The sequence below is a fragment of the Duganella lactea genome (genome assembly GCF_009857505.1).
GTDB classification, from domain to species: domain Bacteria; phylum Pseudomonadota; class Gammaproteobacteria; order Burkholderiales; family Burkholderiaceae_D; genus Rugamonas; species Rugamonas lactea.
This window is the reverse complement of record NZ_WWCP01000006.1, coordinates 1-22,273: the sequence shown is the minus strand read 5'-3', so window position 1 is coordinate 22,273 and position 22,273 is coordinate 1. Positions and strand designations below refer to the sequence as shown.

Here is a 22,273-nt window from a genome sequence, read left to right as displayed (position 1 = left end):
CCTCGACCGTCGAGACTATGCCGGGGCCCTAGGATAGGGGCTCGTATCACCTCAATTGGAGGCAGTTGGGACTCTTGAGGGACGGCCAAATCAGCGGATGCAGGTGCTTTGAGCGCTTCATATGCATTAGGTTGGCGTAAGTTAATATATGGGCTATTCGGATTATCGTGTGGAATTTTGGGCTGGCAAGCTGCGCCGCCGTTCCTTCTTTCCAAGCTCAGCCGCCCGTGCGTCGCGTGTCCCCGCTGCAAGTGCTGAGGCGTAAGCCATCGTTCCACCCAACGATGCATGATTGAAACTGCCCACCTTCCAGTTTACATTTTTGTTGTTAGGCACTACGTTTTCTGCTGGTCGCCCTCTGAATAAGGCAACAATCCGACAAAATATTGGAATATGCAGCAATTTTCAGACAGAGACCAGTACTGAAGCTGCCCAATCCACTAAAAATCCGACAGCATGCCTGATGGAAATTCTGTATTTTTCAGACAGTTCTTGGTGGAATAAGGCATTTTTCAGACATCTGCGGAGACATAGGAATGGCAATCAAGCAGAAATCCGACATTGCACTGCCTGAGGGCATATTTACGGGACAAGGTGATGCTGCCGCTGACCGAAAAATTCTGCGCATGGCCGATGACGGCGTTCTGCACAAGCTCTATCAGGGCGTCTACACGAGCAACGTATCCAGCCTTCCGGAGGCGGTGGTCTTGCGCAATTGGGGGAGCATTGTAAGTCACTTTCTACCAGAGGGGGGCCTCAGCTATCGCAGCGGCTATGACGCAAAGCTGGTAGACGAGCACCGCCGCAGGCCGGTCGCGCATCATCGTACCGACGGTCTGCCGCGAAGACTACCTACTGCCATTGAAAGCATTGTCGAACAACAGCGATGCGACTCCGTACATTCGCGCCATGGCCCGAATCCAGAAATGGACGGCCGCGTTTGATTAAGGCCAAGACCGAAGCCAAGTCTATGAGGCGCTCCGGCAGTGCAATGCTTTTGAAGAAGACCTGAAAAACTTCAAGCTGACATCCCCCGAATCGAAATAGCGCCAATCCGAAATTCCACACAATAATCCGGATAGCCAATATATGAAGAAAATTCGTTGTACCAGTCTCGGAAAATTTAGGATAACGGCTGGAAGTACGACGTCAAAACTCACAATGCATCTCGCTTCGGGACGCTCAGCCGCAAAGATGCGGATGTTAGCTCGAAGTGCTTCTAGCCTTCTGGCTTTGAAACGACGGCCCGAACGGCCTGCAGCAACCACTCCCGATTTTTCTCGTCTAGGAGCTTGACGGCGGACACCAATTCCTCCAGGTGGTCCTGCTTGACGCCAGGGGCGTCATAGAAGAGAGACGCCATGGGCACTTCGTAGAGCAGCGCGAGGTCGTACAAGCGGTCCAGGCGCACGACGTGACCCCTTTCGATGCGGCTAATGGTCTCGGAGTCTATTCCTAGGAGCTGCGCGACATGTGGCTGAGACCAGCCTCGCGCGCCACGTGCTGCGGCTAACGCGCGCCCGACGCGTAGCTTCATCAGCTCAATTTGCTCAGTTCGTCCCATTTCCACAGTTTTCGTTGTAATAACCACACAAATGGTGGCCCCATCCGCCAACTTTGATAATGGTGAAATGTGTTGCTATAACCACAGATTATGTGGAAAATAGCGGTTGAGTTTAGGGTAACTCTTGCTCAGCGACATTTAAGGCGCGTTTTTGCGCACATTTTAGGGAAAAGTAATCGTGCAACCCGAAGGACGGCAGTGCTGAGTTTGCAAACAAATAGCCCCGGATTAGCCGCAGTGGTCGCCTTGACCCGAGCAGGACGCGCGCAGTCTATTGCAGCAACCCGGCTTAGCACCGGCTATCGTGTCAACTCTGCGATGGACGATGCTGCCGGCCTGCAGATTGCAACCCGTTTGGCGTCCCAGATGTCAGGGACTCAAACCGCCATGCGTAACATCCAAAACGGCATTTCCTTGATGCAGGTCGCGGATAGCGTTGTAGCCGGCTTGACTACGCTGTTCAGCCGCATGCGTGACCTGGCAATTCAGGCCGCAGATGCGTCGACTACACGCGACGACAAACTTGCGCTGCAATCAGAGTTCACTCAACTGTATCGGCAAGCGGGTGAAGTGCTGGACACGTCGTATGCCGGCGAGCACCTGTTTGTCGGTCGCCTCGACGCATCAGGATTTACACCGGCAAAGTTCGATGAGCCACTCTCGTTCCAAATAGGAGCAGGGGGTAGCAATGCTATGACAGTCGACTTCAACGACGCTAAGTACAACATGAGCGCTGGGTTCGCCTACACCGACCCGACGGACCTTGTTGACTTGCTGACTGACCATGCGTCGGAAGCTATCGACGATATGACGAAAGCAGTCGATGGCTTGGCCAGTGCGCGTAGCGTGTTTGGCGCTGTTGGTAACCGCTTGGAGGCTGCGTATCAAAACGCTTCCAATCTGCTGACCAACACGACAGCTGCCAAAGGCCGCATCGTCGACACTGACTATGCGAGCGAAAGCGCACGGCAAGTGACAAATCAAATGCTCATGCAGTCAAGCGCTGCGATGCTCAAGCAATCTAATGGCGTGATGCAGATGACGCTGTCTCTGCTGCAGTAATTCATACTCCTGAACAGACGAACATCGTGAAAAGAGGCTCAAAATTACTGCCCTTGGTTTTGTGGGCTGCCGCACTGGTGTCGCTGTCCGGCTGCGGACCAAGCCCGCTGCTACGGGTGACCAACGCCGCAATCAATATGGGCCAGGGCTTGCCGGATGAGATGCTGAACACTCACTTGGCCGGCATCGTTGCGTTCGATGAAATGTGGGCTGACGAGTACGGACGCGTCGCGCGTAATCAGCTGTACACGCAAGGTATTGAACGTGGCAAACCGGAGTACAACCTGCGAGTGGTCCGAATCAATCTCAGCAATACTGGGAGTGCTTTATGGATTGCGAAAGGTGAATTGGCCTTCCCCACGGGGGCAATCGTCCCCGACCACATGCCGCAACTGCATGCAGGTGACGTAGTCGAGATTCGCCAGACTGCCTCCTGGATGTCGATGGAAAACTTCTCTGTAACCGGCGAGGGCAACATCGTTGTCCGTGTCCTCTGCTATGCCGCCGATTCGACCTATAAGGCTTGCGTCGATAAAACGCCGAAAACCGGGCGCATTGCCGGTTTTGGCTTTACCAACACACCTTTCCCAGCAAGTGTCAGAGGATACGGATTCACGTTCACGCCAATGTTTGATGAACAAGGCAGAGCTCTGAGGCGGTACCCCGCCGAGCAGGGCACGCGTAAAGATACCTACTGATGGATATCATGAACCTCAAGAGCACTGAGCGGACACAACATCGAGCTCTGGAGCGACGACCTGTCCCATCGTTTTAGCATTCGCGGAGAGTACCTTTCGACGATATCGATAGAGGATATTTGATGGCAACCGAATTATTTAGCTTATGGGGCGGTTTTACCGGCTGGCGTTCGCAGCGGGGCACTGGCTACGACGTCAGTGCGACGCTGGACGGACTTGATATTCACTATTGCGCAGACGACTGCCGCACAGTGGAGCGGGCATTTGAGCGTGCGTGTCGACGTACAGTATTGCGGCGCCTACTGCCATTTCTGACGCCACCGCCGACAGCTCTGTCCTCTTTGACCAAACAGCATGTGGAATCCTAGAGATGAGAGCTGATGAGGGCGAGATGATGAATTCTCGGTTGGAAGATACGCCACTTTGCATCCTGGACCTCGACGGTGTCGTTCACCACCACGAAGTTTATTACCAGCCGGGTCGCGGCGTTTACATGCGCGAGCCAAATCACGAGCTTTTCGAATGGGTATGCATTCTTTCTGACCTTCTGGCGCCATACCCTGACGTTCGAATAGTACTATCTACAAGCTGGGTGAGGTCACGCGGCTACGAGTTTACCAAAACCGCGCTGCCACTGGCATTACGCGCTCGCGTCATCGATGCGACTTTCGACAACCGGGAAGTGCAAAAACTTGAGTTTGATTTCATGAGCCGCGGCCAGCAAGTGTTGAGCTACGTCGAGCGGCGAAAGCTCAAAAGGTGGTTCGCTATCGACGACGACGTTGTTGGCTGGCCGGCCAGGTGCATAGACCGGCTTGTCCAGACCGAAGGGCATCTGGGTTTGAGTGCCCCGCGCGCCCAGGATGCTGTTCGCAAAATTCTCGAAACGCTTTAAACGATTTCTCCTTCGCTCAAGTGTGCACACTTAATTGGATGGCCATGATGGATGATGAAGACTTGACTCGACTACTATCGGCGGCTCCGCGAGATGAACGCGAGCCGAAATTGACTGCAGAGCAGGAGGTAGCGAATGCCAATGTCATGACACGGTTGCGACGAGAATCTGCAGCAGCGCTGCAACTACGCATCGAGAGCAAAGAGTTCCTGCCGTTGTGTGAGTTCTCGGAGGCTTTGAAGATTAGCGTGCAGTCTATCGATGATGCTGTGATGGATGGCCGGATGTTTGCAATTTCGGACCCGGCCGGCGAGGAATTCTACCCAGCATTTTATGCAGACAGAAGCTTAAGTCGTGACCAGCTGGAGACGGTCGCGAAGGCGTTGGTGGGGGTTCCGGCTACTTCGAAGTTTCATTTTTTCACTAGCAAGTCCACGTTCTTGGGAGAGACCCCGCTCGAAGCCCTTGTCCAAGGCCGGCTCGAAGACGTACTGACAGCCGCCGCGGGTTTTAGACAGCGTTAGAGGCGCTTGGAAAAGAGATGAGATGAACTTTATCGATGCCCCATCGCTCTTTACGCCTACCAGTGTTTGGGAAGCCTACGCGGAAAGACTGAAAACGATGAACCCCGCAGACCCCACCGTGGTGTCAGAGAAAAAGCGTGCTGCCAAGGTGATTAGCATGCTCAAGGCGCCGGTAGCTGTCAGCGATGAGTACATCCCGGACTAAGCTGTTCGCAAATAGTCGAGGAATGTGAGTGTTCTTTTTCGAGCTGTGGGACTTGCGGCCATCGACGGCGACGTCCCCAGACTGATACGCTGCGACCGTAGTCTGAACAAAGAGAAGAATGTGTTGTCCAAGGAGTGGAGATGAAAATGCTAGGTGAGTTTAAGTGCTTGAATTGCGGTTGGGTTCATGCCGGTGATGCCGAAGCAGACGCTGTCGATGCTGTTGCTGGGTTCAACTCATATCTTACGACTCTTAGTCCCGATGCACGGACGGAATATGGCGCAGAGCCGGCGTCGCTTGAGATGTACCGGAAATGCTTCAAGTGCGGCGCACCAGCTGCGAGCTTCGTGCCGGCTGCGCCAGGCGATACGCCGATAGGATGCACGCTGCAAGCAGTCATTGCACCGTCCGAATTTCGCGAGAGCGATAGCAATCTATGAGCAAGACACCACACCCAGCTAGCCGCGTGCTTCACGAGCTGCTGGAAACCGCCGCAGACTTGAGCGCATACGGCCTTGTATCCAAGGCGGATATGGCGCGAATGGCGGAGCTTTGTCAGGTGCCATCAAAGCGCGGGGTACCACCTGTCGATGACGTTTGTTTGCAAGGTGAGCGCGAGGCGAAGAGCGGCCGGTGCTCTGGCAACTTGCGCGACTAGCACTTGTACTGCGGAAGCAGGACCTCAGTGACCAGCAATTCAATTGCGCTTTCCCCCGCTTGATTTTCCGACTCGGTCTTATCTTTCTGGCTCAATATGACAGTACCGTTGCCCACCTGTGAAAACGTGAGACGGTCCCGAGCGGAAATCTTGAGAGCGATTCGAAGCGCTTTAGGTAAGGTGACCCGTCCACGCGCATCTATTTTTACAAGTGTCGACATTGGCAAGTCCCAACGGTTCTGGTTGTAAGCATGTTTCTTAGATAAAAATTATATCGGAACAATCGGCTGGGTAAATGCCGGCAACCTTGAATATGTTCGGTCCGACGAGGCACGACTTGGCGCGCAGCAGGAACCCGGTAAGTCAAGCGCGGGGGAGGGGGGAAGGTGCATCCAAAATATTGAATCGATGCGCATGGGGTGGCGTGCGAGCTGTTACTGGGGCATCGTCACCAGAACGATGATTGCCGCGGCGGCGACAACTGCAAAGGCGCCTAAGGTTGCCATGACCTTCCCATACTTGGCGTCGCTTGCGGTCAATTCATTCATAAGCTGCAGCATATTCTCTCCTTCAGTTTTACACATGCCTAGTGTACCGCCTCAGCGCGAACGAGGGAGTATTTTGGCGCCCACCAAGAAGCGAGGCAATGTCGTTGTTGGCTTGTGCGCACGAGCCATCATACTTTACGCTTATGCCGACTAGGAATTCCGTCAAGTTCTCCATCGTAGAGGCCCATTGCCGATGATGCCTCTGCCATAGCATCAAGGCCCATAGCTTGTCTCGCCTTCATATTCTGCTTGTACTCCACCAGTGCTGCTTTCGGAACTCGTCGATGACCACCACTCGTACGAATAGCCGGAAGAGCATTCGCATCGACCAGCGAGTTAACATGACTCCGCGATAGGCTAAGAAACTTGGCAGTCTCTTCTGTAGTCAAATCTTCCATCATCTCCTCCGGGTGAGACTTGGCTTGAAAAAAGCTCTGCGCTCACTCAAATTTTGAATCTCTGCCGAGGTAAGTGGCCGGTAAACGCCTTGTTTTGAGTTTGAGTTCGGCTTTAGCAGCCGCGCAAGGCGGAACTCGGCAAGCGCGTCAAATTCTCAAACTGACGGACACCGAAGGCTCCTTGCCTGTTTGAGCGCTCAGCTGGCTTTATTGGTAACCACGCCAGTATCGTTCGACGTGCCATAGAGGCGAGTCACCTAATGCAATTCGAATTCCGTCTATGACAGATTCATATTGGTCGGAGTTGAATTTTGACCATCGGATTTTCCTCGCCGCAGCCCAGACCTGCCTTTGCCCGCCAATGGCGCCATCGTACAATTCATCCAAGAGCAAACTGTCGATGGGCGGATGAAGTGCGGCGACATTTGCATGCATTTGATGTCCAGCGCAAACGAAGGCCCCCTTTAGATAGACATTGATTAGCTTAGCGGCGATGCCGTGCGTGAAGTCATTCAAGCCCATTGTGTTGGCTGACTTGATAGCAGCATTTCGCCACTCACGGTGCTTTGCATCCAAATCCTGGGGAGAAGGCAGCAACGAGGGGGCAGCGATGAGCAAGGGGAGTCCAGTCGCGTCAACGATACTCTTCCCCTGCAACACGCTAAACCGGCAGGTCTTGGTACTTGCCGCGCGACTAGCTGCCCAAGCCGCATACCGATGTTTGTGTTCTTCGATAGTGTATGACACGTACTCTCCTAGTACTTCATTGTGACGAATATTCGTGGCGCATTAGAGCATCTGGCGGATGCGTGGTGAGGCTTGTACGATGCGACTTGGATTACCACTCGTGTTTCGCGTTCCGCCTCTCGATGTTCCTGACATATTGCTTCAGCTCGTCCTGTTCTATGCGCGGCTCGTGCAACCAAGATTTCCCATCCTTATCAAACAGATGTTTGTAAGATTCCAGTACGGGATTCATCGAAAATCTGCCGTCGCTGCTGAGGGTCAAAATGTGCCTATCAAAGAGCTTATGGAGGTCTGCGCGGAGCACGATTCCGTTGTCGTAGCTGTCGGTGCCTCCGTTCTTTACCTCCCAAATATGGGCGGCTTCAAGCACACTTCGGTTTTTTTCTCCCGTTATCAAACAAGGTCGGTCGGTGTCCAGAATGAGCCTTCTAAACTTTGCGTTGCGTACTAGAGACCTGACTTCTCGCGTGTTGCGAACTTCACCCGACTGTTCGCTGGGGATTGAAATACGTTCTGAATTGTCATCACCCTCCCAATGACATTCCCACTTCGTCTTACCGTCCTTGGTCAGTTTCTGGTAGTGCGCCTTGCCGAGGTCGCCGTGCGCTGGCTGCAGCTCATCGTTCTCATCGACCCAGTATCCCCCGTCCTTGTACTCTAATGTGAATCCTTCTGAGGAGGCTTTGACAACAGGTTCGTAAACTACGTCCCATTTCTCCCTTTTTCTAAACTCTGTCGTTTGAATCGTTACAGACTCTCCGGTCCCATATTTCATCAGCGCGGTCTCGATGGCATGAAGGTCTAGCAACTCCTCTCCTGAACACCAGGATATGATGAGTGTGGGATGTACTGCTTGTACGGTTGATTTCGGCGCCGGAGTGGATGTGGGCATTTGGGGAAATCGCTTTCGATGGTGGAAAGAGGATGCGGTAGAATCGTTAGCTTACATCATGGAGATTGAGATGAGGAATTGGAATTTCGTTTGGCCTGAGGGGCAAGTCAGCCCGGAGTATCAATCCCGCATTGAATCAGCGATGAGTACATTTCTTACTGGTGAGGCCCACAGAAAAATCACGTGCCATGGAGACGCAATGGAAGTTTGCATCGCGCTTGGCACGTCTCGCGGCAAGATAGTGAACGCGGTGTTAGTTTGTGCTTGCGGGGTGCCGAGAGCAACCTTGGGAACTCGATTCGATAGCGAGGACACTTGGGAACTGGCCCCACTCCAGCAATCTGCGTAGTGATTTTTCTGTGTTTTGATTCAAGCAACGTAGTACATGTCTGGCAGCTGCGGGCCTCAGGATTTGAAGTGCAGGTCGAATTTCCATATGCGGTAATGTCGCCCCCTTCGGCGCTGGCCGCGCCCCAGGTGGGCCGCCCCCGAAGATTGACAAGATAGGGCCATTTTATCGTGTGGCGCTGCAGAGTCGGAAATTATCATTTGCTTGGTGGAGATGCAGCAAGTAATGGCTGTTTCGCTGCCGGACCATCGACCCGGTACCCGTTTGTAGTTTTGGAAAACCGACTCAGCGCACAATTGCACACTATGCCTATGGCGTGCGTGCGGCCAACTAAAAACCATCGACTGGGTCAAAGCGCACGCTCTGAGGCGCTTTGCATTTCTTTTATCTGGCCGTCCTATTTCGAATTCTCAGTTCGAGCTTCCCGGAGGCGTAGAGGTCATTTCCATTCTAGCCTACGTTCTTCGGCTTCTGGTCGAATGCCGCCGGTTCCGAACCAGAGGTTAATCAGCCGGTATGTCTGCAGGAAGAGCAGGATATGTCGCGAAGTAGCGGCGCCACTCTTCGATACATTCTGCGGCCAAAGCAAAAGCATCTTCTTGGCCGCGCTCAGTGTCGATGTGTGCCTTAGAAATCGCGGCGAGCGGAGGCCCGGCATCTTTAGGAAAAACCGAGAGCACCATCTCGATGTGAAATGCTCCAAGGTTGCTGGAGCGGGTTCTTTTGCTAAGTGTTCGATGCTTCAATCGATTGCAGATATCAGCGCAAATTCTCAGTGCGGGAGAATTATTGATGAAGCTCTCAATGTCGTGTACCGCTCTGTCATAAGCATCGTCTTGCGAAATCCAATCTTTGAGGTGATAGCAAATTTCGAAGAAGGAAAACAGCTCAAACTCTACGTTTCCGCCGTGTTCAGCATTGATTCCTTCGCGGATAAATGGAAACTTCCGGAACTGATACATCATGCGTGAGATTTGGTATCGCATCTACATATTGAGGGGTAATTTGCAGGAACTGCTACTTTGCTGTGAGCTCGAATTGTATTCTAAAATGCGTAGTAAATATGACCGTGAGGATTGCGATGGACTCGATGGATTCTGTCCCATACATCTCTTTCAGAGAGATAGACTTCGCGGCCACAGCAAGTGGCCTCCGCTCACTTTTGCTAGGTGATGGCCCTGACCTCAGCTTCCAAGCGATGAATATTGGTATCGTCGACAAGTTCATAACCCATCTCGAATATGATTTGTTGAAGACGCAGTTTGAAGAGGAGCGGACTCCCGTCGACAAAGCTGTTTTCGTGTCAGCTCAGTCGCAGATGTGGATATTCGCAGTTTACGAGCATCTTCGAACTTGGCGCGGACAAGCAAAAGACATAATTGTTTGGGGTAAGAACGGCATATTGCAAAAGATGCGTGACGGAGTAGAAGTTGGGATTCTGAATCAATCAAGCGTCGTTAGAAAGGCTCAAATCCAAGCGTTCATCGATGACTCGAATTTAGTGACTGGGTTGGAGCGAGACCATGCACGTACCGATACAATCTTCTTCTTGGTCGAAGCAATTCGAATTCGTCTGGCCAAGCACGAACTGCCGAAAGGTGGTGGGAACTCCAGGTATCCGCGCTCGCCAACCTATGGGACGATAAATCGTTGGTGTGGTGCCTTGGATTACGAATTGGACGATGGAGTCATAACGACGTTCGGTATGGTAAACAGGCGGGACATTGCGGAAGGTCTTCGGCAATTGGCATTGAACGAAGACCCTCAAGACGAAGAGACTCGGAATAGTATGAAGGAATGGCTGCGCGGCCCTAAACAGACGTAAGGGGGAGCGTGAATCCCTTGCGCCCCTAGGATTTATCCACGACGGCCATGACCGACGCTGGTGACTACTAGTCGCGCAAGACCTGTCGCGGTAATTCCGGTACCTCCTTACTGTATTATTCAGAAATTTTAATTACAACCTTACCGAATGCGCCGCGTGCGAGATGCTCGTACGCTGCTACCGCATCTTCGAACTTGTACACTTGTTCAATCACTGGTTTGATGTTGTGCTTGGTGAGGAATGGGTTCATGCGGTCAAACGAGGTAAGTGGTGCGACGGCGATTCCACGAATGGTCGTCTGGCGGAAAATCAGAGGCATGAGCTGCAGGGGCGTGGCCTGACCGGTCAGGAAGCCGACCTGGGTAATTACGCCGGCCACCTTGGTAGCTAGGACTGACTTGTTCAGACCGTCGCCGCCGGCTACATCGACCAACACGTCAACGCCTTTGCCGTCGGTGAGTTCTAATACCTCCTGCTCCCAATCAGGACTCCTGCGGTAGTTGATACCGTGGCTTACGCCGAGAGCTTTAACCTTGGCCAGATTCTCATCGCAACTCGAGGTCGCGATTACGCGAGCGCCGTGCGCGATTGCGATTTGAGCGGCAAAGATTGACACACCGCCAGTGCCTTGCACAAGCATGGTTTGGCCGGGTTGAAGTTTTGCGACGTCCATCAACGAGTACCACGCGGTCAGTGCCGCAATCGGGAGCGTGGAGGCTTCTTCGTCAGTCATGTTTGCTGGAGCCGCAACCGAGCGGTCTTCATGCAAAATCATGTACTCTGCCAAGCCACCCGGCAGGGGCGAGCCAAGGCAGTATTCAGGTTCGTCAGCGGCCGGTGTGCCATCAAGCCAGCGCGAGTACAAGTGTGAATTGACGCGGTCGCCCACTTTAAAGCGAGTAACGCCGGGGCCGATTGCGACAACCACACCCGCAGCATCGGAAACTGGAATGAGCGGCTTCGGAACCTTATGGGGTTCGTAGATGCCATCAACGATAGCTTTGTCACGAAAGTTCAGCGACACTGCGCCGACTTTTACCAGCATCTCGCCGGCCTGTGGAACTGGCGTCGGTACGTCGCCCATCTCGAGGTTTGCCAGTCCGAAGTCTTTCAGTAGCCATGCTTTCATTTTGTTCTCCATCAATGATTGTGAGGAGTCAGTGTAATTAAGGAACTGTGATTGAGTTAGTAGTTATAATTCCCGACATTCAATCCTTAAATTCCGCAATAGGGTATTGCTATGGAAGACAGATTTGCTGGAATACGTGAGTTTGTAAGCGTCGTGGATGGCGGGAGCCTCACCTCTGCAGCAGCTCGCCTGGGCGTGACCGGCTCAGCAGTTGGAAAGAGTATTTCGCGCTTGGAGACACGTTTGGGTGTACAGCTCCTCCATCGAACTACACGTCGCATGGACCTTACTACTGAAGGAGAAGCGTACTTGGTTAGTTGTCGGCGCGTCCTCGAGGAGCTGGCACAAACAGAAGCGTTTCTGGCCACCGGGCACCAGGAGCCGATTGGAAGATTGCGTGTCGATTTACCCACGACGTTCGGCAGGCGCCATGTGATGCCGACACTGGTAGCGCTTGGGTTGCGCTATGAGAAGTTAGATTTGTCGGTGACTCTCCGTGACCGAGCTGTCGACATGGTGGGGGAAGGCATTGACTTGGCGTTACGGATTGGTGAACTCGGTGATTTGCCCGACCTAGTCGCACGCCGTATCGGCGAGCAAAAAACCGTCATTTGCGCATCTCAGGGATATCTTGAACGGATGGGCGCTCCTCAATCTCGCGCAGACCTGCAAAAGCATGATTGCCTAGTGGGCTGGTACCGCGGCACGAGGCCGAACTGGCACCTCCGGGATGAGCATGGGGCATTTCAGCCTTTTGCATTCGTGCCGCGGCATGAGCTTACCGATGGTGATGCTCTCCTTTGTGCCTGTGTTGCCGGCGCTGGCCTCGCTCAGCTCCCGACCTGGCTCGCGAACGAAGAACTGGAAAAGGGTAGTATCGTTTCGGTGTTGGATAACCTTTCGGGTATGCTGGCGCCGATACACCTGATATGGCAAAAGACTCGGCATCTGCAGCCCAAGGTACGAGTCGTAGTCGATGAGCTTCGGTCACTCGCGGATGCTCAGGAGTCAATCTTTCGTCCGTCGCGAGGCATCAGAGGTTGACCGCTGTGATTTCCAGCGCTTTACCCGGCCGTTGAAATGCCGAAATGGGAACTCTAGAACTCGGAATACCTAATCGGAAACGGTTGAGTGGCCGCGTTGCTCCATCTCTACCACTATCTAAGTCCAAGCAGCTGTGCTTCTCGCAGAACTATAGCCTCGTTGAGCCGGTCCCTATCTGCCGGAACGAATTCGCCACTGTCAGCATTGAAAAGCACGCACCCATGCAACTTGGCCAGGTCGGCGATGAGAACGACAAATTGCGGCGCTTCATCACGAGTGTCCAGCCTAACTTGCACAATTGCATCGCCGGCATCGAAGAAATTGAAATCAATTCGATTTCCGTTTTCTGGGCCGAAGACAAGCCAGTCGGGCAGCATGAACCAAGGGCAACCTAGGTAGTGTACGAAGTCTTCTTGAAGTGCGTACGTGACGGGTGCGGGGAGCACTGGCTCGCAGTCTGGGATTGAAGTATCCGGCGCGGTCGAGCCCCGAAGAGTGAAGTACAGGTCAAACTGCCAAGCAGCCATGATGCCCCCTTCGCCATGTGTTCGCCTTATCGAATTCTGCTCAATAAGCGCGCGTATTGCAAGATGACTTTGAGACATTCGGTGCTCAGGTGGAAATCATGAACAATACAAAGCGTCGTCTTGCGGCGCAGATGGTCTTCTCGGTGCTGCGAATCCCTGGCTGAGACCTATCTGAAATGCTTCCAACGTGGCAATATGATGTGGTGAAAAAAAAGCATGAGCATACATTTCAAATGACCCCCAACCACCATGGTCGGCATAAAGCCGAGTTTGTTCAAGTCGCGAGTCCGTTTTATGCGATTCTTGCGAATCTAATTACCATCGGCCCGACTGTAATTTCAGAAGATGCAGGCACGTTGAACTGGAGTTCCGAAGTCTCATGAAATCGAAAAATACTTCCACTGGTGCTGCGACAACCGAGTCGGACTTGGTGCGAGCAAGCAGGGATGGTGACCAGTTCCACTACCACTGGGCCGCCCGCCATTGCCTGTCTCTTCTGCCTGGGGTTAGCGACTTGGTTGCCATTTCAATTGAGGGCGCATCGGCCATTGAGGGGCCTGGCTCGGCGAACGAAGGTGATGAACTTATAGATGTTGGGTTTTACTTTGGTAGTGAGCGGTTCGAAGCGGCACGCCTTGTTCGGTACGTACAGCTGAAGCACTCGACGAAGCGTGTGCAGGAGCCGTGGACTGCCAGTGGGTTGAGCAAGACACTTACTGGATTTTCGAAGCGCTTTACGAAGCTGCGTACGATGTACGCGTGGGACGAACTGAAGGACAAATTACACTTCACCTTCACAACCAATCGACCCGTTGATGAGAAAGTGATTGAGACACTTGAGGACCTCGCAGTCGAAAGAATTACGCGGCATCCTTCAGTCGTGGCGACTATACTGGGGTACGTGAATGGGCTCGGAAGCGAGACTGCAAATTTCTTCAAACTGTTCTCAGTCGAACCGGGCGAACCCGACCTCTGGAACCAGCGGAATCTACTATTTAAGGACGTGAGAACCTTCCTGGCGGAGGGTGGTTCGGAAGCTTCGCTTCAGCTCAAAGAGTTGGTGACGAGGAAAGCTACAACTGAGTTCGCTTCGAACCCTTCTATTCTTCGCGTTGATGTACTCCGAGCGCTCGGCGCTGATGAGGAGGACCTCTGGCCGGCAGAATGTTTGATTGCAGGTCCTGCAGGCGGTGCACTGCCGCGGGAACAGGATGTGGAGATTCGTGCGATTCTGGAATCTGCGACTCAACCAATTGTCTTACACGCAGAGGGTGGTGTCGGTAAGTCAATTCTCGTATGGCAGCTTTCTCAGTCTGTTTCCGAGGGGACAGTCGCAGTGCTCTACGATTGCTTTGGTGATGGGCTCTACAGAAGCGCGCAACACTACCGCCACCGAGAAAAGGATGCGCTTCCGCAAATAGCTAATGAGCTTGCCGCTCGAGGTCTGTGTAATCCGCTGATTCCGGTTCGGGGAACGGATAGCAAGCAGTACATGCGCGCATTTGTGACCAGACTGGCTCAGGCTGTCAGCTTGCTTCGAGCTAAAACTCCCCATGCTAACCTTTATTTGATAATCGACGCTGCGGACAACGCGGTTATGGCGGCTAAAGAGTTTGATGACTCCGCATTCGTGCCAGACCTTATTCGTACTGCTATGCCAGATGGCGTGAAGCTTGTTTTCACCTGCCGGACTCATCGGCGTGACCACTTGCAGCCGCCCCCTGACGCGATTCACGTTGAGCTCCGCCCATTCAGTCATGACGAGACAGCTAAACATCTAAGAACCGTCTATCCAGACGCGACCGATACCGACATCTCCGACTTCGGTTTTTTAAGCAGTTCCAACCCGCGAGTTCAGGCGGTAGCATTGAGTCGTAATCTTCCATTAGCGGAGATGCTTAAGGCGCTGGGGCCGTCACCATCGACAGTTGAGCGGGCCATCGCCGACCTGCTAGCGCAAGCGGTCGAGAAGCTGAAGTATAGAGAGGGCCATGTCGAGGCTGAGCAGATTGGACTAATCTGCGAAGGCTTAGCGGTGCTGCGACCGTTGGTTCCGATTGCAGTGCTCGCTGAGATTTCAGGCACCACTGAAAGCGCAGTTAGAAGCTTTGCCTTTGACTTGGGGCGTCCGCTACTTGTAAAGGGTGGAAGCCTGCACTTCTTAGATGAGCCCGCAGAAACTTGGTTCCGCCAGAGGTTCCAACCAGAAAAGGAAAAGCTGGCGACGTTCTTGACTCGACTGAAGCCCCTCGCAGCTTCCAGCTCCTATGTCGCATCGACGATTCCCCAACTACTGCTGGCAGCGGGACGAATGGATGAGCTGGTCGAACTGGCGCTTTCTTCTGAAGGGCTGCCAACAGCTAACCCGCTCGAACGTCGTGATGTGGAGGTTCAACGCCTGACCTTCGCACTGAAGGCTTGCCTACAACAAAAGCGCTTCGCTTCCGCAGCAAAACTCGCGCTCAAAGTAGCCGGTGAACTCGCCGGGGTCGCGCGCCAGAATAGCTTAATACAAGGAAATACAGATATTGCGTCTGCGCTTCTTTCTTTAGACCGTATCGACGAACTTGTTTCACGACGTGCATTTCGAGGAACTTGGACCGGAGCTCATCACGCCTATGAAGCAGGCTTGATGGCGGGGCGTGCTGAATTCCTATCTGAAGCACGAAGCCATTTGAGGATGGCGATAGATTGGCTATATTCTTGGGCAAGCATGCCCCATGAAGAGCGTGAAAAATCGAACGAGAACGTCGACACTAGTGACATCGTCGAATTGGCAATGGCCAAGTTGCTAGCAGAAGGGCCGGAAGATGCAGCCAAGTTTCTTCGTGGGTGGAGTCCAAGGCATCTGTCGATGACCGCAGGAGGTACTCTGGCACGTCGCCTTGTAGACCTTGGGAGATACGATTTGCTTGACCGAGTGGCGGAGCATGGTGCGCGGGATATCTGGCTAATGCTGGGACTGGCCATCGAAGCGTGCAAGGGTGGTCACACGCTCCCAGCTATACCGCTTGGGACACTTATGAGGGCGCTGGCTAGTCGCCGAATTCGACTTCATGACCCGGATAGGGCGATTTCCAGTTGGGGCGTACTCAATGGTGTCACGTCCGCTGTTTCACAAGCACTACGAGTACTGCCTCGGGATGACGTGGAGTGGGCGAAGGTAATTCGTCGCTACCTGCCAGACCATCCACCCGTAGAGTTGATGGCGCGTCACGGTTCGGATAGACCCGTATTGCTGAGAGCGTATTGCCTTGAGGCCGCTCTATTGGGAAGTCGGCTTGTGCTTATTGATTTAGCCCCTAAAGAAATTCGTGACGAACTGGAGAAAAAGACAAGCCAGTACAGCAGAAGTTCCGAAGCCGAAGCGTTCGAAAGGTCTACCGGAGGTCTTCTAGATTGGTTTCTCCTGAGTGCGGAAATCGCGTGTGGAAGGGTACCAGCAGTGTTTAACGTGGCTGTGCAGGCTGCGCTCAGTTCGACGAAGTCCGCTAGGTCCAGAGATTACAACAACGTTTTCAACTTAGAGCAAATCGCGGCACTGGAGTGGATACGAGCGATACGCGATGCGTCGGTATCGGACACAACTTCCTTAGCCGAATTTCTGAACTGGTTTAAAGAGAAGGCAGATGCTTTCGGGACCACAGCCATGACGGCTATTTGCCGCTTGGCAGCCCGGGAAAAAGCCCTTGAGAGTATTGCACTCGAAGTGTCTGTTCGGGTCTACGAAGCTATAGAAAATCACCGCGAGCACGCTGAATCGAGAGTCGATTCCTATCAAACTCTTGCGCGCGCCATTTTTCCGACCAGTAAAGCCGAGGCTCGTTCCTATTTCGAGCGGGCGGTAGAGATTTCGAACCGCATCGGTGAGGAAAACTCAGACCGCTGGGGGGCTATATTATGCCTTGCCGAGGCGAGTGGAAAGAACCGCCCAGCCCGACCCGAGTCCGCCTATAGGCTGGCACGAAGCGCAGAGCTAGCGTACGACTATGTCGAAAGAGACAAGCATTTCGACTGGAACCACACCATTGATGGACTACTAAGCTTATGTCCGGCATCAACCATCGCAACTTTGAGCCGGTGGCGGGACCGGAAGATAGGCTATGCAGACAGACTTTTGAAAATCACGGTTGGCCGAGCAGTGGCGCGTGGCTTGCTACCGCCCATTGCGCCAATTGCGTTATGTCCGATTGGCGACGAGTGGACACGGGTAGATGACTTAGCGAAAGCTATGGAAAATGAGTCCGCCAAGGATGTTCAGCGTAAAATTCTAGATGTTGCCTATCGCTATCTTAGGTTCAGCTCGCCCTCCGAGAGTGACCTTGAGCGAGTTTCAAAGCTGGCACGCACTTGCGATTTCGCGGCCTCGGACCTTGACAGGCTACTAGCGGCAGTGCGTACCCCCAAGACCGAGAGCGAGAATCCCGCCCGGCAGTACGTGCCACAAACGTTAGAGAAGCGCAACGACCCCGATTGGAATGTCCTTTTCGAAGGAGTTGACCTGTCAAGCGCTGTACAGCTTCGCAGTGCCTACTTGCTACTCAAGACCTTTGACCCGCCTTACCAGATTGAGGAGTTTTACACACAGGCTCTGCTGCGAAGTGGCTTGGCGGGCGCCGCCGAGTTCTGTTTAGCCATCGAGCAGTGGCCAGATTTTGGGAACTATGAATTAAGGCATCTCTTAGATGTGCTCAGCAAAAAAAGTACGAAGCCGGTCGCCTTGCGTAAGGCGATGGCGGCCGTAGCGTTAGCCGTATGTAGAAGAAGTCCCGAGTGGGCAAGGAGGCGGAGATGGGGAAGCTCGTTCCCGTACCGTCAGCTAATCAGCGAAGGCATTGTTACCGATGACGAGATTGTTGAAGCTACGCTTGAGGGATTTCTTCTGAATGTGACGACGCTTAACTCAGGAGAGCTCTTTCAGATGCTGGAATCGCTGTCTCACGTTCTGACGAGCGATGAGGCCGACGATGCGCTGAACTTTGGCCTGTCGCTTCACGAGATGGACATGCGGCCGGAAGATGGAGACGGCCCTTGGAGCGATGCGATGAAGTTAGAGGAGAGCTGCGAGGCGGCCGTTGCTGGTTATCTGTGGGCCGCTCTTGGGTCACCAAATACTTCGGTGCGCTGGGAGGCTGCGCACGCCGTGCGGGCGGCCATTGAGCTGGGGTGGCACCCGGTACTGTCTTCGCTCGCGAAAAAAGCGCTCGTAAGCGGACCTACTGCTTTCGTTGACAAAAGTTTTGTTTTTTACGAGTGGCATTCTCGTCTGTGGCTCAACATTGCGCTAGCTCGGTGCGGCACCGGGCACCGTGACATGGTGGCCCTTTTTGGCGATTTTCTCCTTTTGTCAGTCAAGGAAGAGCACGTGTTGATTCGCCATTTTGCAGCCGTCGCTTTGCGCGAACTACCTGAAATCTTTGGTGGCGGAAGCACGCTGAGCGAGCTAGAAAAAATCAACGAAATTGCATTGCCGCTCGTTGAACATTCTTCCTATCGAGAGCCAGAGGCAGAGCCCCAAGCATTGGACGACGAGACAGGCGAGGAAATCGATGAGTACCACTTTGGAATAGACATTGGCCCGTATTGGCTTACTCCGCTGGGACGAGTTTTCGGCATCTCGCCAAATGGAATTGCTCGTCGCACCGCACAGGCCATACGCGGCCGTATGGGGCGGCTCCCCGCAGGGTATAGCCATGATGCGCGCTACAAGCATGGCGTGTTTGCAGACGAGCAGACCAGGCACTCACACGGCACCATGCCCCGAGTGGAGGACCTCGCGGCCTATAGCGCGTATCATGCAATGATGATAGTGGCTGCAAGGCTGCTTAAAACTCACTCAGTCGGCAAGGCGACGTACAGTGCCGAAAATGACTTTGATGATTGGATTGAATATCGACTTCTAACTCGCGAAGATGGTAAGTGGGCTGCGGACCGGCGCGACCCTGAACTTACGAAGGCGCCTCCAGCGCCGGAGAGATACGGTGACAAAGATTGGCGTTGGCAGATAACTGCTAACCATCTCGACAGTCTCATGAAGACCGACGAGGGACTGCAGGTTGTTGCAGGCGACTGGACAAGCGGTATAAGCGAATGCGTCGAGACCATTTTCGTGAACAGTGCGCTGGTGCCAAAGCGCTCTGCGGCAGCATTGCTCTGCGCGGCGCAAACCACCACAGACGCTCGAGGATATTTCTTCCGATTTGATGAGGACCACGTTGGACCGGGCGAAGATGAGGTTGCGGGCACTGGCGGCGAAGCGCCTGAGTTGACACCGGAGGGCAATCAGAGTGGTCAATTTAAGCTACGTCGGTGGAAGTCTGACCAAGGCGAATCCTCTGGTGTCGATGAATACGACCCTTGGGGTGAGCGCGTGCGCGTTCCTGGCGAAGTGCCGACCGCAGCCACTATCTTGGCAATGGGCTTATGCTCCGTTGATGATGGGCGTCGATGGGTGACTGAAAGCGGTGCGTTCATACGAAGTGAGACATGGACGCAGTCGAGCGGTTACGGTCGCGAAAAGGAAACAATTCCTGGCACTCGCTTGAGTGCTGATAGAGCTTTTTTGAAAGAACTTCTTGCTGCCAATCCAGGGTACTCTCTTATCGTTAGTCTCAAGCTTCATCGGCGGGTCCCGCGCAGTAGCTCAGATGACGACAATGGGTCGTTCGTACCCCCTTACAACCGCTACTACTTAATTGAAGAAGATGGAATCGCTAGAACGCTCAAGAGCAGTGATTGAACTCGGCAAGCGGCTTATCGCACAGCTGAAAATTGGAGATGACGAGCTAACTCAGTGGATGGCGCACATGCTTGCCGAGCGCATTCAACGCGCTGAGAAGGCCCCACCCGAAGATAGACTCGCTGCACAAAATTCATGTGCTGAATTGGTCTTCCAGTTGTGGGCGCAACGGTATAGTTTCCCGCCTCGGCTTCGCCCGTTAGCGAAGCTGGAGCCGCTCCTGCGCACGCTAGACGCACTTGATGCAAACAGCGGACCGCGGTTTCGTTTTATGCACGAGCCTCCAGCAGATATTATGGCCGACGAGGATGCCGCGAAGTTGCTGAGCTTAGCGGCGAATCTCGACGATGCGTCGCGAATTTTGGTGCAGTACTTTCTGGCAGCTGCAGCTGAGGTGGCTTCGGAAGAATCGAAGCCTTGGATACAAAGCGCTGTTGATGCTGGAGCGGACGTGACACTCGAGGTTCGCATTATAGGTTTCCTGAACCGCGGCCTTGACCGCGATGGGGCGGAAGCGAAGCTTGCGCGCGAGACATTGCTAGACAAGATACAAAAACTCGAGACGTTCGCATCTATGGCGGCCGCACACGCGGCAGATTTGAGAGCAAAACACGATTTGTTGGGCGATGAGTTGAACGACGCAGACTCTGTCGGGGATTGATTAGATTTATCCCCCGCAGTCACCATTTTTAGAACATACATGCCTTATCAAGAATTTTTAGTAAATTCGGACGCTCCACTAAAGGTTGGAGAAGCACGCGCACAAGATAGGTTGGGCAGGGTCGGATTCTCGGAGAACGCAGCCAATGCGCTTCGCTGCGTCGATAGTTCGCGCGGACTGGTTCTGTCAGTCGAGGGGGCCTGGGGCAGTGGAAAGACTTCCGTATTGGCGCTCATCGAGGAACATTTACGAGAGTCTGTCCAAGGTCCACCCGTCGTCGTACATTTTAATCCGTGGCTAATCGGAGAGCGGGACGCCTTGCTAGGGCAATTCCTAGCAAAGCTCGCTGGGGCAGTGGAGCTCGTTGACCACGTAGCAGTTGGCAAGAAACTGGGAAAGGCACTGAAGGCCTATGCTAATGCATTTGACGTCATAAAACTCTTACCTGGTAGTGAGCCTTGGGCATCGGTCGGAAAGTCCGTGTTCTCTGGTGTTGGCACATTTCTATCGGCAGTCTTGAATCTGAAAAAAACAGACATTGAGACGCGAAAAAACGAAGTACAGGCTGCGCTAGTGGAGTTTCCTAGGCCAATCATTGTCGTTATCGACGACATCGATAGACTGTTTCCATTGGAAGTCTACGAGATGATTCGAATCATTAAGGCAGTGGGCAATCTCCGGAATGTAGGGTACGTTCTCGCATGGGACCCTAGCTATGTTTGTGCGGCATTGGAGAAAGCCTCAGTTCCTGATTCTAGGGGGTACTTGGACAAAATTGTGCAGGTTCGCATGGCAGTTCCTAACATGTCGCCATCGGCTCGGAGGAAGTTGCTCAACGCTGCGCTCGACGAGCTTCCACGTCAAGCAATGGCTGAGTATTTCAGTAGCCGCTCTGACCGGGTATCGGAGGTTTATTTTTCTGGGTTGCGGGACCTTCTTGAGCATCCAAGGGATGTCATTCGCGTGATTAACACAATGAGGCTCATCGAGCCGTCGTTGCGTGGTGAGATAGTGTTTGCGGACATTTTGGCGCTTGCTGCATTGAAGGTTAAAGCGCCGTCGGTTTACGACTTGTTGCGGAAGGAGCCGAAACGGTTTGTAGGGGCGCTGCCACATGAAATCAATCTGCCCAATCAGAATGAAGAAATCTTGCTGGGAGGCCGTGTAGCGCGTGAAGAAGCCTACCAGCTTTGCACGAGACCTGCCGCTGTGAAGGACTTAGTACAGTTCCTGTTCCCACAAGTAGCACATTCTGACGGTGGCAACGGAGGTCGGGTTCAATACATCCAAGGCCACCTGGCGGACCCTACCCGACTCATCGTAGCGCTACAGCTTGGAACCAGTATGAGTGACGTCAGCCTCGTGCTAGCCCGTAGGTATTTAGCGGAGCCAGAGAGGCGTGCGGGAATTCGCGAACAGCTCACCACCGATAACTGTATCGGGTTCCTAGAGACGCTAGCAGACGCATATAGTGCAATGGAATTCGGGAACCGCTCAGTGAATGACTGGCAAGCATTATGCGTTGATATTTCTCGTATCGTCGACACTCCATTGTTTGTCCAAGCTACAGCCGAAAATGGGGCCATATCCATTGAAAATACCGCTGAATACGTCATCAATCAGTTATCCAGCGGAGTGGACTATTCTGAGTCGAACACTTTGGCTGACCTCATCATCGAAGGAGCTAATGTCAAATCTGGTGTATGCCAATCCTGAAGCGTAGGGCCATCAGGCGGCGAGTTTCTGTTGTTCCGGCGGATTGTCCTGCGCCGGAAGTCCATCTTTAAACAGCACGCCAGCCAGCAGCG

Annotated in this window: 20 protein-coding genes; 11 read left to right on the top strand and 9 right to left on the bottom strand. The window is 53.4% G+C overall.

Going from position 1 to position 22,273, the window contains the following annotated elements:
* The first annotated feature begins 536 nt into the window (after positions 1–536).
* Positions 537–944: a hypothetical protein gene (locus GTP44_RS07540; protein ID WP_161018947.1), complete on the top strand. Its 408-nt coding sequence runs from the start codon at positions 537–539 to the stop codon at positions 942–944.
* A gap of 275 nt (positions 945–1,219) precedes the next feature.
* On the opposite strand, the gene GTP44_RS27820 is transcribed toward GTP44_RS07540, so the two are convergent.
* Entirely contained in the window at positions 1,220–1,537 is a 318-nt protein-coding gene (locus tag GTP44_RS27820) for a helix-turn-helix transcriptional regulator (RefSeq protein WP_161018946.1), read from the bottom strand.
* A gap of 225 nt (positions 1,538–1,762) precedes the next feature.
* On the opposite strand from GTP44_RS27820, the gene GTP44_RS07530 reads away from it, so the two are divergent.
* The 5 genes from GTP44_RS07530 (at position 1,763) to GTP44_RS07510 (ending at position 4,948) form a co-directional block, all read left to right on the top strand.
* Entirely contained in the window at positions 1,763–2,626 is an 864-nt protein-coding gene (locus GTP44_RS07530; RefSeq protein ID WP_161018945.1) for a flagellin N-terminal helical domain-containing protein, read from the top strand.
* 26 nt (positions 2,627–2,652) lie between these two features.
* A complete protein-coding gene (locus GTP44_RS07525) occupies positions 2,653–3,324 on the top strand; it encodes a hypothetical protein (protein WP_161018944.1) in 672 nt (223 codons plus the stop codon).
* A 370-nt stretch (positions 3,325–3,694) separates the two neighbouring features.
* Positions 3,695–4,219, top strand: a complete 525-nt coding sequence (locus tag GTP44_RS07520) for an HAD domain-containing protein (protein WP_229256821.1) — start codon at positions 3,695–3,697, stop codon at positions 4,217–4,219.
* Positions 4,220–4,263: 44 nt separating this feature from the next.
* Positions 4,264–4,743 (top strand): hypothetical protein, encoded by a 480-nt coding sequence (locus tag GTP44_RS07515; protein WP_161018943.1) that lies wholly within the window; start codon positions 4,264–4,266, stop codon positions 4,741–4,743.
* A gap of 22 nt (positions 4,744–4,765) precedes the next feature.
* A complete protein-coding gene (locus GTP44_RS07510) occupies positions 4,766–4,948 on the top strand; it encodes a hypothetical protein (RefSeq protein ID WP_161018942.1) in 183 nt (60 codons plus the stop codon).
* Between the two features lie 654 nt (positions 4,949–5,602).
* Here GTP44_RS07510 and GTP44_RS28190 read toward each other — a convergent pair.
* The 6 genes from GTP44_RS28190 to GTP44_RS07485 form a co-directional block, all read right to left on the bottom strand.
* Positions 5,603–5,827 (bottom strand): AbrB/MazE/SpoVT family DNA-binding domain-containing protein, encoded by a 225-nt coding sequence (locus GTP44_RS28190; RefSeq protein WP_161018941.1) that lies wholly within the window; start codon positions 5,825–5,827, stop codon positions 5,603–5,605.
* A gap of 213 nt (positions 5,828–6,040) precedes the next feature.
* A complete protein-coding gene (locus GTP44_RS27815) occupies positions 6,041–6,166 on the bottom strand; it encodes a hypothetical protein (protein WP_267875224.1) in 126 nt (41 codons plus the stop codon).
* A 116-nt stretch (positions 6,167–6,282) separates the two neighbouring features.
* Positions 6,283–6,555 (bottom strand): helix-turn-helix domain-containing protein, encoded by a 273-nt coding sequence (locus tag GTP44_RS07500; RefSeq protein ID WP_161018940.1) that lies wholly within the window; start codon positions 6,553–6,555, stop codon positions 6,283–6,285.
* Positions 6,556–6,759: 204 nt separating this feature from the next.
* Complete coding sequence (locus GTP44_RS07495) at positions 6,760–7,299, bottom strand: hypothetical protein (RefSeq protein WP_161018939.1); 540 nt, start codon at positions 7,297–7,299, stop codon at positions 6,760–6,762.
* Between the two features lie 91 nt (positions 7,300–7,390).
* Positions 7,391–8,107, bottom strand: coding sequence for an HNH endonuclease (locus GTP44_RS07490; protein WP_161018938.1), 717 nt, complete (start codon positions 8,105–8,107; stop codon positions 7,391–7,393).
* Between the two features lie 936 nt (positions 8,108–9,043).
* Positions 9,044–9,505: a hypothetical protein gene (locus GTP44_RS07485; protein ID WP_161018937.1), complete on the bottom strand. Its 462-nt coding sequence runs from the start codon at positions 9,503–9,505 to the stop codon at positions 9,044–9,046.
* A gap of 116 nt (positions 9,506–9,621) precedes the next feature.
* Here GTP44_RS07485 and GTP44_RS07480 point away from each other — a divergent pair, with 116 nt between their 5' ends.
* Positions 9,622–10,365 carry a hypothetical protein gene (locus tag GTP44_RS07480; protein ID WP_161018936.1) on the top strand — a complete coding sequence of 248 codons (744 nt, stop codon included), beginning with the start codon at positions 9,622–9,624 and terminating at the stop codon, positions 10,363–10,365.
* A 115-nt stretch (positions 10,366–10,480) separates the two neighbouring features.
* On the opposite strand, the gene GTP44_RS07475 is transcribed toward GTP44_RS07480, so the two are convergent.
* Complete coding sequence (locus tag GTP44_RS07475) at positions 10,481–11,494, bottom strand: zinc-dependent alcohol dehydrogenase family protein (protein WP_161018935.1); 1,014 nt, start codon at positions 11,492–11,494, stop codon at positions 10,481–10,483.
* 111 nt (positions 11,495–11,605) lie between these two features.
* On the opposite strand from GTP44_RS07475, the gene GTP44_RS07470 reads away from it, so the two are divergent.
* Positions 11,606–12,538 (top strand): LysR family transcriptional regulator, encoded by a 933-nt coding sequence (locus GTP44_RS07470; RefSeq protein WP_161018934.1) that lies wholly within the window; start codon positions 11,606–11,608, stop codon positions 12,536–12,538.
* A 113-nt stretch (positions 12,539–12,651) separates the two neighbouring features.
* Here the strand turns inward: GTP44_RS07470 and GTP44_RS07465 are convergent, their stop codons facing one another.
* On the bottom strand, positions 12,652–13,143 hold the full coding sequence (locus tag GTP44_RS07465; RefSeq protein ID WP_161018933.1) for a hypothetical protein: 492 nt from the start codon (positions 13,141–13,143) through the stop codon (positions 12,652–12,654).
* Positions 13,144–13,444: 301 nt separating this feature from the next.
* Between GTP44_RS07465 and GTP44_RS07460 the strand changes: the two genes are divergently transcribed.
* From GTP44_RS07460 to GTP44_RS07450, 3 genes are read left to right on the top strand one after another with little or no spacing between them, the layout of a single operon-like run.
* A complete protein-coding gene (locus tag GTP44_RS07460) occupies positions 13,445–19,804 on the top strand; it encodes an NACHT domain-containing protein (protein ID WP_161018932.1) in 6,360 nt (2,119 codons plus the stop codon).
* Entirely contained in the window at positions 19,770–20,465 is a 696-nt protein-coding gene (gene avs3b, locus GTP44_RS07455) for an AVAST type 3 anti-phage protein Avs3b (protein ID WP_161018931.1), read from the top strand. Before GTP44_RS07460 ends, avs3b begins: the two co-directional genes overlap by 35 nt.
* Positions 20,466–20,504: 39 nt before the next feature.
* Complete coding sequence (locus GTP44_RS07450; protein WP_161018930.1) at positions 20,505–22,181, top strand: KAP family P-loop NTPase fold protein; 1,677 nt, start codon at positions 20,505–20,507, stop codon at positions 22,179–22,181.
* The last annotated feature ends 92 nt before the right edge of the window (positions 22,182–22,273 follow it).